The organism is Streptomyces sp. ADI96-02 (assembly GCF_003846185.1).
Lineage (GTDB): Bacteria > Actinomycetota > Actinomycetes > Streptomycetales > Streptomycetaceae > Streptomyces.
Window position 1 is genome coordinate 4,161,156 of record NZ_ML123034.1, and the last position, 12,434, is coordinate 4,173,589.

The 12,434-nt window shown below is 71.9% G+C and carries 11 protein-coding genes; 4 read left to right on the plus strand and 7 right to left on the minus strand.

The features are described 5' to 3' along the window. Positions 1-35 precede the first annotated feature (35 nt). A complete protein-coding gene (locus EES43_RS18430) occupies positions 36-791 on the minus strand; it encodes a decaprenylphospho-beta-D-erythro-pentofuranosid-2-ulose 2-reductase (RefSeq protein ID WP_124269711.1) in 756 nt (251 codons plus the stop codon). 100 nt (positions 792-891) lie between these two features. After that, positions 892-2,301, minus strand: a complete 1,410-nt coding sequence (locus EES43_RS18435) for an FAD-binding oxidoreductase (RefSeq protein WP_124269712.1) — start codon at positions 2,299-2,301, stop codon at positions 892-894. A gap of 172 nt (positions 2,302-2,473) precedes the next feature. Here EES43_RS18435 and EES43_RS18440 point away from each other — a divergent pair, with 172 nt between their 5' ends. Continuing rightward, entirely contained in the window at positions 2,474-3,466 is a 993-nt protein-coding gene (locus tag EES43_RS18440) for a YihY/virulence factor BrkB family protein (RefSeq protein ID WP_124269713.1), read from the plus strand. Here the strand turns inward: EES43_RS18440 and EES43_RS18445 are convergent. Further along, positions 3,414-4,667, minus strand: a complete 1,254-nt coding sequence (locus EES43_RS18445; RefSeq protein ID WP_241192468.1) for a D-alanyl-D-alanine carboxypeptidase family protein — start codon at positions 4,665-4,667, stop codon at positions 3,414-3,416. The two genes, EES43_RS18440 and EES43_RS18445, sit on opposite strands and share 53 nt — an antisense overlap. A gap of 169 nt (positions 4,668-4,836) precedes the next feature. Here EES43_RS18445 and EES43_RS31450 point away from each other — a divergent pair, with 169 nt between their 5' ends. The 3 genes from EES43_RS31450 to EES43_RS18455 all read left to right on the plus strand — a co-directional run bounded on the left by EES43_RS31450 (position 4,837) and on the right by EES43_RS18455 (position 8,337). After that, on the plus strand, positions 4,837-5,082 hold the full coding sequence (locus EES43_RS31450; protein WP_241192469.1) for an SCO4848 family membrane protein: 246 nt from the start codon (positions 4,837-4,839) through the stop codon (positions 5,080-5,082). Positions 5,083-5,112: 30 nt separating this feature from the next. After that, positions 5,113-6,504 (plus strand): metallophosphoesterase, encoded by a 1,392-nt coding sequence (locus EES43_RS18450; RefSeq protein WP_124272051.1) that lies wholly within the window; start codon positions 5,113-5,115, stop codon positions 6,502-6,504. A gap of 279 nt (positions 6,505-6,783) precedes the next feature. Continuing rightward, positions 6,784-8,337, plus strand: a complete 1,554-nt coding sequence (locus tag EES43_RS18455) for an ABC transporter substrate-binding protein (RefSeq protein ID WP_124269715.1) — start codon at positions 6,784-6,786, stop codon at positions 8,335-8,337. Positions 8,338-8,345: 8 nt separating this feature from the next. Here the strand turns inward: EES43_RS18455 and EES43_RS18460 are convergent, their stop codons facing one another. From EES43_RS18460 to sdhA, 4 genes are all read right to left on the minus strand, one after another. Next, positions 8,346-9,095 (minus strand): TetR/AcrR family transcriptional regulator, encoded by a 750-nt coding sequence (locus EES43_RS18460; protein ID WP_124269716.1) that lies wholly within the window; start codon positions 9,093-9,095, stop codon positions 8,346-8,348. Positions 9,096-9,186: 91 nt separating this feature from the next. Further along, entirely contained in the window at positions 9,187-9,732 is a 546-nt protein-coding gene (locus tag EES43_RS18465; RefSeq protein WP_124269717.1) for a hypothetical protein, read from the minus strand. 169 nt (positions 9,733-9,901) lie between these two features. After that, complete coding sequence (locus tag EES43_RS18470) at positions 9,902-10,669, minus strand: succinate dehydrogenase iron-sulfur subunit (RefSeq protein ID WP_124269718.1); 768 nt, start codon at positions 10,667-10,669, stop codon at positions 9,902-9,904. Next, the gene (gene sdhA, locus EES43_RS18475) at positions 10,669-12,423 is read right to left on the minus strand and encodes a succinate dehydrogenase flavoprotein subunit (protein ID WP_124269719.1); all 1,755 of its coding nucleotides are present in this window, start codon (positions 12,421-12,423) and stop codon (positions 10,669-10,671) included. Before sdhA ends, EES43_RS18470 begins: the two co-directional genes overlap by 1 nt. Between the last annotated feature and the right edge of the window lie 11 nt (positions 12,424-12,434).

A 12,434-nucleotide genomic window follows, 5' to 3' on the forward strand; every position in this document is an offset into this window, starting at 1 on the left:
CCCGGACCGGCGGTCGCCGGGACCCGCGCCCCGCCTCACACCGGCAGCCGCCGGAACAGCGGGCGCGGCACGTGCCGCAGCGCCGACATCACCACCCGCAGCGAACCGGGCACCCACACCGTCTCCGAGCGCCTGCGCAGCCCCGTCACGATCGCCGCCGCGACCGCCTGGGGCGTGGTGGCGAGCGGCTGCTCCGGCAGCCCCGCCGTGGCCCGGGTGCGGACGAAGCCGGGCCGTACGACCATCACCTGGACCCCGGTGCCCTGGAGCGCGTCGCCGAGCCCCTGCGCGAACGCGTCCAGGCCCGCCTTGCTCGATCCGTAGATGAAATCGGCCCGCCGGGCCCGCTCCCCGGCCACCGAGGACAGCACCACCAGCGAACCGTGCCCCTGCGCCTGGAGCGCTCCGGCGCACACCAGCCCGGCGGAGACCGCCCCCGTGTAGTTGGTCTGCGCCACGCGCGCGGCGGCCTGCGGATCCTCCTCGTCGCGCGCCTGGTCGCCCTGGATCCCGAACGCCATCAGCACCACGTCGACGTCCCCCTCCGCGAAGACCTTGCCGAGCGCGTCCTCGTGCCCGGCGCAGTCCAGGGCGTCGAACGCGACCGTACGGACCTGGGCCCCGCGGCCCCGAAGCTCGGCGGCGGCCTCGTCCAGGGCGGGGGAGGGGCGGCCGGCCAGCCAGACGGTACGGGTGCGCAGGGCGATCAGGCGGCGCGCGGTGGCCAGCGCGATCTCCGAGGTGCCGCCGAGGACGAGCAGGGACTGCGGGGCACCGAAGGCGTCCTTCACGGAACACTCCTGTTCGGGGAACGGGTGGGGCGGGGCGGGGCGGAATGGGACGGGCGGAGTCGGGAGGCCGGGCGGGGGGCGGGGCCCGTGAGGGCTCCGGTCAGAGGGCGAGCCTGCGGGAGAGGTCGGACCGGAACGCCTCCGTCGGGTCCAGCTCCGCGCGCAGCGCCCGGAAGGTCTCCAGCCCGGGATACATCGCCGCCGCCGTCTCCGGGCGCATCCGGGAGTCCTCCGCCAGGCAGACCCGGCCGCCGACGGCCGCCACCTCCTCGTCCAGGGCGTCGAGCAGGCGGGCCGGGTGGGCGGGCGGGCCGGCGGGCAGGTCCAGCGCCAGCGTCCAGCCGGCCGCGGCGAAGGAGAGCGGCCCCGGGCCCGGTGCGCCGAGCCGCTGGAGCACGGCCCGGACGGCGGGGCTCCGCTGCGCCGAGATCCGCCGCACCACGCGGTGCAGCGCCTCCTCCTGGCCGTACGGGACGAGGCACTGGTAGCGCACGAAGCCGCCGCGGGCGTACGGCCGGCTCCAGTCCGGGAGGGCGTCCGCCGTGTGGAAGAACGCCGGTACCGACCGCAGCTCGACGCCCCGCGACAGCACCGCGCCGCGGTAGCGGAGTTCGTTGAGCACCGAGGCCGGAGCGCGGCCGAGCAGCCCGCCCGGCAGGAACGCGGGGACCGCGGCGGGCAGCGCGCTCACCCGCGCCGGGAGGGCTGGGAGCGCAGGGAGGGCTGGGAGAGGCGGGAGCGCCGGGCGCGGTGCGCGCCATGTGCGCCGGGCGTGCGCCGGGAGCATGTCGGGGCGCGCGTGCTCCCCGCGCGTGAGCACGCCGCGCCCGGTCGCCCCGCCCCGCGCGAGCAGGTCGATCCAGGCGGAGGCGTACGGCGCGCGGTCGCCGCCCGCGGTGAAGCGGTCCAGCAGGTCGTCCAGGTCCCGGGCCCGCTCCGTCGAGACGGCCATCAGCGGGGTGGCGACGCGGCGCAGCCGGAGCGTGGCGCGCAGCACCACCCCGGTCAGCCCCAGGCCGCCGGCGGTCGCGTCGAAGAGGGCGGTGCCCGGCAGCACCGTACGCACCTCGCCGTCGGCGGTGAGCAGGTCCAGCGCGCCGACGTGGCGGCAGAAGGAGCCGCTGACGCGGTGGTCGCGGCCGTGCACGTCGGAGGCGACGGCCCCGCCGACGGTGATCCGGCCCGTCCCGGGCACGACCGGCAGGCACCAGCCGAGCGGCAGCAGCACCCGCAGCAGCCGCTCCAGACCCACCCCCGCGTCGCAGCGGACCGTGCCGGCCGCCTCGTCGACGGAGCCGATCCGGTCCAGGCCCGTCATGTCGAGGACCGAACCGCCCGCGTTCTGCGCCGCGTCGCCGGGCGAGCGGCCCAGCCCGCGGGCGATGGCCCCGCGCGGACCCCGACCGCGGACGACGGCAGCCGCCTCCGCGTCACCGCCGGGGCGGAACCGGACGGCGGTCGTCGGGGCGGTGCGGCCCCGGCCGGTCAAGGACACCGTGTCGACGGACATGACGGTGACCGTATCGCCCGGCAAAACCCATTTGAGGCATTTGTTACAGGACTCACCGGAAGGGGTGATGGGGAGAGTGTCAGCGGGACGAGGTGGAGTTCTGTCCGAAAGGTCCGGAAGAGTCCCCGTGCGGGCCGCTGGTGTTCCGGGCCCAGGAGGGTACGCGTACGTCATGGACTGGCTCAGAAAACTCCCCGTGGTCGGGCCCCTCGTCTCCCGGCTGATGGAGACGCACGCCTGGCGTTCCTACGAGACGCTGGAGCGGGTCCACTGGGCCAGGCTCGCCGCCGCGATCACCTTCATCAGCTTCCTCGCGCTGTTCCCGCTGATCGCGGTGGGCGCGGCGATCGCCGCCGCGCTGCTGACGGACAAGCAGTTGGACACCATCAAGGAGAAGATCGCCGAGCAGGTGCCCGGCATCTCCGACCAGCTCGGCATCGACGGCCTGGTGGCCAACGCGGGCACGGTCGGACTCGTCGCGGGCGCGCTGCTGCTGTTCACCGGCATCGGCTGGGTCGGCTCGATGCGCGAATGCCTGCGCGCGGTCTGGGAACTGGACGACGTCCAGGAGGCCAACCCGGTCGTCGCCAAGGTGAAGGACGCCGTGCTGCTGGTCGGCCTCGGCGGCGCGGCGCTCGCCACGCTCGCCGTCTCCACCGCCGGCTCGACGGCCGTCGGCTGGAGCGCCGACCGGATCGGCATCCCGGAGGGCGGTGCGGGCGGCGTGCTGCTCCAGATCGCCGCCCTGGTGGTGGCCGTCCTCGCCGACTTCCTGCTGATGCTCTACCTGCTGACCCTGCTGCCCGGAGTGGAGCCGCCCCGCCGCCGGCTGGTCGTCGCGGCCCTGCTGGGCGCGGTCGGCTTCGAACTGCTCAAGCTGCTCCTCGGCAGCTACATCAAGGGCGTCGCGGGCAAGAGCATGTACGGCGCGTTCGGCGTGCCGATCGCCCTGCTCCTGTGGATCAACCTCACCGCCAAGCTGCTGCTGTTCTGCGCCGCCTGGACGGCCACCCGGTCCAGGGGCGAGACGGCGGACGGCGGGGCCGCCGGTCCGGACGGCGGCGGAGCCGCCGGAGCGCCGGGCGGTGCTTCCGGCGGCTCCACCCGGGCGGTCAGCGGCGGGGGAGGCGGCGCACCAGGTCGGGCAGCGGCCAGCGCCGGTTGACCAGGAACACCGCGCCGGCCAGCGCCACCAGCACTCCGCCGGCGACGGCCAGCGCGATGCCGACCCCGCTGGAGCCGGAGCCCGTGGACGCGTGCGTGGCCTTCGCCGGGTCCCCGGCGCCCCGGTCCGCGCCGGCCGTCTGCTGCGATCCCTTGCCGCCGATGCCGGTGTCCACCGACTTCGGCGGTACCAGCTCGCCGACCGGGGTCACCTTGCCGCTCGCGGCGAAACCCCAGTCGAGCAGGTTGGCCGCCTCCTTGTAGACGGCGTGGCTCTCCTCCGCCGACGGGTTCATCACGGTTACCAGCAGCACTCGGCCGTTGCGCTCGGCCACGCCGGTGAAGGTGTTGCCCGCGTGCGTGGTGTAGCCGTTCTTGACCCCGGCGATGCCCCGGTAGGGATCGACGCCGATGTCCCCGGTGATCAGCCGGTTGGTGTTCTGGATCTCGAAGGTCTCGCGCTTCTTCCCCTCCTTCTCGTCGCCGGGGAAGTCGGCGGAGGCCGTCGCGGCGTACTCGCGGAAGTCCTTCTTCTGGAGGCCGCTGCGCGCGATCAGCGTGAGGTCGTAGGCGCTGGAGACCTGGCCCGGGGCGTCGTACCCGTCCGGCGAGATCACCTTCGTGTCCAGCGCCTGAAGCTCCTCGGCGTGCTTTTGCATGGCCTCCACGGTCTTCGGGATGCCTCCGTACATCTCCGACAGCACGTGCACCGCGTCGTTGCCGGAGCGCAGGAAGACCCCGAGCCACAGGTCGTGGACCGTGTACGTGTGGTCCTCCTTGACGCCCACCAGGCTGCTGCCCTCGCCGACTCCGGACAGCTCGCTCTCGCGCACCGTGTGGGTCAGGGTGGTCGGCTGGAGCGCCGGCAGCACGGTGTCCGCGAAGAGCATCTTCAGCGTCGAGGCGGGCGGCAGCCGCCAGTGCGCGTTGTGCGCCGCCAGCACGTCCCCGCTCTCCGCGTCCGCCACGATCCACGAGCGGCCCGACAGCTCCTTGGGCAGCACCGGTGCGCCGGGGCCCAGATTGACCTGGGTGCCCGCTTTGGCGAGCTGCTCCCCGCCGAGGCTCGACATCGCGTTCGGCGGCTTCGGCTGTTTGTCGTCGGCCTTGTCCTTGTCGGCCGCCACTGCGGGATTGAGGACAAAAACGGACAACAATGCGGCGGAGGTGACCGTCATAGCGATCTTCTTCAGAGCAGACACGGTCGGAAACGTACAGGGCGAAGATAGTGATGGGGATCCGGACCGCCGGACCCGCCGCAGGGACCGCCGGGACAGCCCTGTGCGCGACGCAGCCCGCACCGCGTCGCCTCCCGGCTCCGCCACCCCACCCCGGACGACCGGCCCGGAAGGCGGCGGCGATACTGGATCCATGAAGCTCAGCCGCCCCGTCTCCTGGTTCCTGCTCGTGTTCGGGGTGTGGAGCTGGTTCATCTGGATCACTTTCGTCAAGAACCTGTGGCAGGACGGCAGCGGGCTGGCGTTCGACGACGCGGGTGAGCCCACGGGATACTTCTGGGTGCATCTGCTGCTCGCCATCACGTCCTTTCTTCTGGGGACGGCCGTCGGCGTCATCGGGTTGCGCGGTGTCCGGGCTTTGCGCAACGAGCGCGGTTGACGACAGGAACGTGGGTAAGCAGTGATGGCAGTGGTATCCGCCGTGGTGGCGATCGTGGTGCTGGCGGTGCTCGCAGCCGTGCACCGCTACGTGTGGCGTCGTTTCGTCGGTGACACCACGGCGCCGGGCAGCCCGCTGCGCCGGGTGGGCACCGTCGCCGCCTTCGTCCTGCCGCTGCTGAGCGTCGGGGCCCTGGCCTCGGGCCGGATCGGCGCTCCCTTCTGGCTCCAGCAGGTGCTGGCCTGGCCGGGCTTCCTGTGGCTGGCCGCGCTGCTGTACCTGACGCTGGCCCTGCTGGTGGGCGAGGCCGTACGTCCGCTGCTGACCCGGTTCCTCGCCCGGCGGGCCCGGAACGGCGCGTCCGCGGCCCCGGCCGGAATACCCGCCGGAACCCCGGCCGGAGCGCCCGCCGCGGCGCCGGTCGGAACGTCGGCCGGAACGCCCGCCGGGACGTCCGCCGAGCCCTCGGCCGGAACCGCCGTCGCGACCGCCCCCGCGCCGAGCGGCGGCCCGTCCCAGGCCGAGGAACCGGTGCCGGGCACGGGCTCCGGCACGGGCCCCGGCTCGGACACACCCGCGGGGGCCACCGCCACCGGCCCCTCCCGGCGGCTGTTCGTCTCCCGGATCGTCGGCGGGGCCGCCGCCGTCGCCGGGCTCTCCACCGTCGGCGGCGGCGCGTACGGCGTGCTGAACGGGCCGAGCGTCAAACGCATCACCGTGCCCCTCGCCAAGCTGCCCCGCGCCGCGCACGGCTTCCGGATCGCCGTGGTCAGCGACATCCACCTCGGCCCGACCCTCGGCCGCTCCCACACCCGCCGCATCGTCGACGCGATCAACTCCACCTCGCCCGACCTGGTCGCGGTCGTCGGCGACCTCGTCGACGGGACCGTCGCCGACCTCGGCCGGGCCGCCGAGCCCCTGGCCGACCTGCGGGCGCGGCACGGCAGCTTCTTCGTCACCGGCAACCACGAGTACTACTCCGGCGCCGCACAGTGGATCGACCACGTCCGCGAGCTGGGCCTGCACCCGCTGGAGAACGCCCGGGTGGAGATCGCCGGCTTCGACCTGGCCGGCGTCAACGACGTGGCGGGCGAGACCGAGGGCCAGGGGCCCGACTTCCAGCGCGCCCTCGGCGACCGGGACCGCACACGCGCCTCGGTGCTCCTCGCGCACCAGCCCGTCGTCATCCACGACGCCGTCGAGCACGGCGTGGACCTCCAGCTCTCCGGCCACACGCACGGCGGCCAGCTCTGGCCCGGCAACTACCTCGCCGAGCTCGCCAACCCGACCGTCGCCGGCCTCGAACGCTACGGCGACACGCAGCTCTTCGTCTCCCGCGGCGCGGGCGCCTGGGGTCCGCCCGTGCGCGTCGGCGCCGAGTCCGACATCACCGTCGTACAACTGGCGTCCCGTCAGGCGTAGGCGCCGTCCGCAACCTTTGGAACGACGCTCGAACGACCGGTCCGTCGTCGTGAATACGGCACGGACGACTCACCCTGAGCGACGAAAAGCAGCAGGTGAGAAGCCGGAAACGCCCTTTTCGGACAGGCTTGGTCGGACGTGTCGAACAAAAGGCCGTGAGCGCCCCCTTTGCTCTTCCAGATGTGAAAATCGTGTGATTGGCTGAGCCCAAACGTGCGGCGGTCGTGCGCGTTTGCGCGCACAGCGGCCGGGGTGGGGCTGGCAAGGGAGAGCACGGCAATGCGGTCGGTCCGGGTTCGGATTCTCGCGATACTCGCGGTATTGGTCATCGCAGGCGTCGTCGCCTGGCAACTGCTCCCGTCGGGGGAGGCGAAGACCGACGCGATCACCGTCGGGACCTCGGACGAGGTCACCGCTCTGGACCCGGCCGGCGCGTACGACGCCGGTTCCTGGGCGATCTACAGCAACCTCTACCAGTCGCTGCTGACCTTCCGCTCCGGCGCGATCCTGCCGGAGCCGGACGCCGCCGAGAGCTGCGGCTTCGTCGGGCAGAAGCTCCAGACGTACCAGTGCAGGCTCCGGGACGACCTGACCTTCTCCAACGGTCGGAAGATCACCGCCGACGACGTCAAGTACTCCTTCGACCGCATGCTGAGGATCAAGGCGGATGTCGGCCCCGCGGCTCTCTTCCCGAACCTCGACAGCGTTGTCACCGAGGACCGCCTCATCACCTTCAACCTGTCCGCCAAGGACGCGACCTTCCCGCAGAAGCTCGCGACCGGCGCCGGGGCGATCGTCGACTCGACCGAGTACCCGCAGGACGCGCTCCGTCCGGGCAACCAGGTCGACGGCTCCGGCCCGTACGTCCTGAAGTCCTACCAGCCGGGCGTCAGCGCCGAGCTGGTGCCCAACCCGAAGTACCGCGGCGCGCTGAAGAAGACCGGCGTCGCGGTCGACGTCCGCTACTACAAGGGCTCCGAAGAGCTGCTGGCCGCCTGGAACAGCGGCGAGGTCGACGTCACGCACCGCCAGCTGCCCCCCGAGCGGCTGGCCGAGCTGAACCTCGGCGACCCGGACCTGCGGGTCACCGAGGCGGACAGCGCCGAGATCCGCAACATCATCTTCAACGTCCGCGAGGGCTCCCCGTTCGCGAGCAGGAAGGTCCGCCAGGCCGTCGCCGCCCTCATCGACCGCGGACCGCTGGTCGGCGACGTCTACAAGGGCACCGTCGAGCCGCTGTACTCGCTGATCCCGCAGGGCTACATCGGGCACAGCACGCCGTTCTTCGACTCCTATCCCTCGCCCGACCCGGAGCGCGCCGCGCGGCTCCTCCAGGAGGCCGGGGTCCGGACGCCGGTGCCCGTCGAGTTCGCCTACCGCGACGACGACGCGTACACGAAGGAGACCGCCGAACTCCGCCGGCAGCTGGAGAAGGACGGCCTGTTCAAGGTCTCCGTCAAGGCCGTCGAGTGGACGGAGTACCAGAAGGGCTACGCGGCCGGTGAGTACGACGCCTACACCGTCGGCTGGCTCCCCGACTTCCCGGACTCCGACACGTTCAGCCAGCCGCTCGTCGGCACCGGCAACGTCCTGCACAGCGGCTACTCCAGCAAGGCGATGGACCGGCTGATCGCGGCCACCCAGGAGTTCAGCGACCGCAGCCGGACCTCGTCCGACTTCAAGGACCTCCAGAAGCTGGTCGGCGAGGACGTCCCGCTGCTGCCGCTGTGGCAGAAGAAGGACTACGTCATCGCCACGTCGGACGTCTCCGGATCGCAGTACCTCTCCGACGGCACGGGCCTGTGGCGCCTGTGGGAGCTGGGCTGGATCTGACCGGCCGGTCAGTCCTTCGGGCCGGCCGTCCGCGCGGCCGGCGCGGAGGTCTCCGCCGGCTGCGGCATGAACTCCACCAGCAGCCCGTGCACCTGCCGCACGAGCGGGCGCAGCACCCGGAAGCGGGACAGCGCGATCGCCCGTGCGGCGATCGGCGCGACGCGCTCGACGAGCCGGCGGCTGCGCTCCGCGCCCGGGGACCGGTCGTACACCCAGAACAGCACCAGGCCCATCTGCATCAGCCACAGCAACTCCGGGAGCAGCGGGGCCAGTTCCGGATCGCTTCCGGTGCTCGCGCCGGCCAGGCTCCGCGCGTGGATGGAGATCGCCGCGTCCCGGGCCGCCGCCGAGTCCCGGGAGAACGGGGAGAGCGGACTCTCCGGGTCGGCCGCGTTCTTGAAGAACTGGGCGGCGAAGCGGTGATACGGCTCCGCCACGTCGAGCCAGCCGAGCAGTACGCCCCGGATGCGCACCGCCAGATCCGGATCGCCCTCCAGCACGGGCCGGACCGCCGCCGCGTGCTCGGCGGCGATCCGGTCGTAGAAGCCCTGGACCAGGTGCTCCTTGGAGGAGAAGTAGTAGTAGGCGTTGCCGACGGAGACCCCGGCCTCCTGGGCGATGGCCCGCATGGTCGTCCGGTCGTAGCCCCGCTCGGCGAAGAGGGCCAGTGCCGTTTCGAGGATCAGCGTGCGGGTCTGCTCGCTCTTCGCCGCCTTGGCGGGCCGGTTCTCCTGCGCGTTCTTCGCTTCCTTCGCCACGGTCCCAGGCTATCGGGGCGCCCGCCGGACGCCCGACGGCGACCGTGCGCCCGAACCGGGCGCGGCCCCGGCCCCCCTCGGCCTCGGAGGCTCAGGCGCTCATCGAGCGGGCCGCGTTGACCTGGCCCATGACTCCGGGGAAGGTGTGCGGGCCCATCGCCGGGATCATCGTGGCGTGGTACCGGCCGCCGCTGGTGACCGTGACCTGGATGAAGCCGGTCGTCCTCTTCTCCTTCATCAGCAGGAAGAGCAGCCCGATCAGGCACAGCAGCGCGAAGACGATCGCCAGCACGATCGCGACCGGCGGGATCCGCTCCTCCGTGTGCGACATGTCCGTCGCCGTCCACACCGCGCCCTTGAGCGGCAGCGTGCCGGACGGGGTGACGACCGAGTCGTTCATGACGGTGATGTCGCCGAGCGTCAGCACCGGCACGGTGCCCGCACCGGGCACGCCGTAGCCGGGGCCGGGCTGAGCGGCGGACTCGGGCAGCGGCTGCGGGTAGCCGTACGCGGGTGCCGCTCCGTACGCGGGACAGCCGTAGCCCTGGTCGCCGGAGCCGGCGGTGGGCGGGTGGCCGGGCTGCTGGGGAGGTCCCCACGTGTACGCGTCGCCCGGATACGGATTCGGCTCGCTCATGGGATCCCCGATCCTCTGCTCGTCCTGGACGCCCGTGCTCGGCGCTCGTCCTCGGCTCCGCACGACCGTACCGCCCGGACCTCCCCGGCCGCAGCGAGAAGCCCCGCCCGCCGCGGTGCCGAGACCGCGGGGACGGGGCTTGTCGGTGTGCCGGGCGGAGCCCGCAGGGTCAGAAGCGGCGCGTGATGAGCGCGCGCTTCACTTCCTGGATCGCCTTGGTGACCTCGATGCCGCGCGGGCAGGCGTCCGTGCAGTTGAACGTCGTACGGCAGCGCCACACGCCGTCACGGTCGTTGAGGATCTCCAGCCGCTGCTCGCCGGCCTCGTCGCGCGAGTCGAAGATGAAGCGGTGCGCGTTGACGATCGCCGCCGGGCCGAAGTACTGGCCGTCGTTCCAGAACACCGGGCACGAGGACGTGCACGCGGCGCACAGGATGCACTTGGTGGTGTCGTCGAAGCGCTCGCGGTCCTCGGCGGACTGGAGCCGCTCGCGGGTCGGCTCGTTCCCCTTGGTGACGAGGAAGGGCATGACGTCGCGGTACGCCTGGAAGAACGGGTCCATGTCGACCACGAGGTCCTTGAGGACCGTGAGGCCCTTGATGGCCTCGACCGTGATCGGCTTGTCCGGGTTGATGTCCTTGATCAGCGTCTTGCAGGCGAGCCTGTTCTTGCCGTTGATCCGCATCGCGTCGGAGCCGCAGATGCCGTGGGCGCAGGAACGGCGGAACGTCAGCGTCCCGTCGAGCTCCCACTTGATCTTGTGAAGGGCGTCGAGGACACGCTCCTTCGGGTCGATCTCGATCTGGAAGTCCTGCCACTGGGCCTCGTCGGAGACCTCCGGGTTGAAGCGGCGGATCCGGAACGTGGCCGTGATGAAGGGCGAGTCGGCGAAGCCGGCCTCGGCCTTGTCGATCTTGTCCAGGGTCGGGGTAGCCATCAGTACTTACGCTCCATCGGCTGGTAGCGGGTCGTCACGACCGGCTTGTAGTCGAGCCGGATCGACTCGGCGCCGTCGGCGGCCACCTCGCGGTACGCCATGGTGTGGCGCATGAAGTTGACGTCGTCGCGGTTCGGGTAGTCCTCGCGGTAGTGACCGCCGCGGGACTCCTTGCGGGCGAGCGCGGAGACCGCCATGACCTCGGCCAGGTCGAGCAGGTTGCCCAGCTCGACGGCCTCCAGCAGGTCGGTGTTGAACCGCTTGCCCTTGTCCTGGATGGACACGTGGAGGTAGCGCTCGCGCAGCTCGGCGATCTTGTCGACGGCCGTCTTGATCGTCTGCTCGGTGCGGAACACCATCACGTTGGCGTCCATGCACTCCTGGAGCTCCAGGCGCAGCGCCGCGACGCGCTCGGTGCCGGTGGAGTTCCGCAGCCGCTCGACCTGGTCGGCGACGAGCTGGGCCGGGTTCTCGGGCAGCTCGACGAAGTCGTTCTTCACGGCGTACTCGGCCGCCGCGATGCCCGACCGCTTGCCGAAGACGTTGATGTCGAGGAGCGAGTTGGTGCCCAGGCGGTTGGCGCCGTGCACCGAGACGCAGGCGACCTCGCCGGCGGCGTACAGGCCCGGGACGACGGTGGTGTTGTCGGCCAGCACCTCGCCCTCGACGTTGGTCGGGATGCCGCCCATGGCGTAGTGCGCGGTCGGCTGGATCGGGATCGGGTCCGTGTAGGGCTCGATGCCGAGGTAGGTCCGCGCGAACTCCGTGATGTCCGGGAGCTTGGCGTCCAACTGCTCCGGCGGCAGGTGGGTGAGGTCGAGGTAGACGTGGTCGCCGGCGGGGCCGCAGCCGCGGCCCTCGCGGATCTCCGTGTAGATGGAGCGCGAGACGACGTCACGGGACGCGAGGTCCTTCATGACCGGCGCGTACTTCTCCATGAAGCGCTCGCCGTCCTTGTTGCGGAGGATGCCGCCCTCACCGCGGGCGCCCTCCGTCAGCAGGATGCCCATGCGCCAGATGCCCGTCGGGTGGAACTGGAAGAACTCCATGTCCTCCAGCGGCAGGCCGCGCCGGTAGCAGGCGGCCTGGCCGTCGCCGGTCAGGGTGTGCGCGTTGGACGTCACCTTGAAGAACTTGCCGGTGCCGCCGGAGGCGTAGATGACCGACTTCGCCTGGAAGACGTGGATCTCGCCGGTCGCCAGCTCGTACGCCACGACGCCCGCGGACTTCCTGACCCCGTCGACCTCGGTGATCAGCTGGTCCAGGACGTAGAACTCGTTGAAGAACTCCACGCCCTCCTTGACGCAGTTCTGGTACAGCGTCTGGAGGATCATGTGGCCGGTGCGGTCCGCGGCGTAGCAGGACCGGCGGACCGGGGCCTCGCCGTGGCTGCGGGTGTGACCGCCGAAGCGGCGCTGGTCGATGCGGCCCTCGGGCGTCCGGTTGAACGGCAGGCCCATCTTCTCCAGGTCGAGGACGGCGTCGATGGCCTCCTTCGCCAGGATCTCGGCCGCGTCCTGGTCGACCAGGTAGTCGCCGCCCTTGACCGTGTCGAAGGTGTGCCACTCCCAGTTGTCCTCCTCCACGTTGGCGAGCGCGGCGGCCATGCCGCCCTGCGCCGCGCCCGTGTGGGAGCGGGTGGGGTAGAGCTTCGTCAGCACGGCGGTGCGGCTGCGCTTGGTCGACTCGATGGCCGCGCGCATGCCGGCGCCGCCTGCGCCGACGATGACGGTGTCGTACTTGTGGATCTGCATGGTTTCCTCTG

Bases quoted from the DNA above. Each gene is read 5' to 3' on its own strand.
- EES43_RS18435 (WP_124269712.1), bottom strand. From the start codon at position 2,301: ATGTCCGTCGACACGGTGTCCTTGACCGGCCGGGGCCGCACCGCCCCG.
- EES43_RS18440 (WP_124269713.1), top strand. From the start codon at position 2,474: ATGGACTGGCTCAGAAAACTCCCCGTGGTCGGGCCCCTCGTCTCCCGG.
- EES43_RS31450 (WP_241192469.1), top strand. From the start codon at position 4,837: ATGAAGCTCAGCCGCCCCGTCTCCTGGTTCCTGCTCGTGTTCGGGGTG.
- EES43_RS18455 (WP_124269715.1), top strand. From the start codon at position 6,784: ATGCGGTCGGTCCGGGTTCGGATTCTCGCGATACTCGCGGTATTGGTC.
- EES43_RS18465 (WP_124269717.1), bottom strand. From the start codon at position 9,732: ATGAGCGAGCCGAATCCGTATCCGGGCGACGCGTACACGTGGGGACCT.
- EES43_RS18470 (WP_124269718.1), bottom strand. From the start codon at position 10,669: ATGGCTACCCCGACCCTGGACAAGATCGACAAGGCCGAGGCCGGCTTC.
- sdhA (WP_124269719.1), bottom strand. From the start codon at position 12,423: ATGCAGATCCACAAGTACGACACCGTCATCGTCGGCGCAGGCGGCGCC.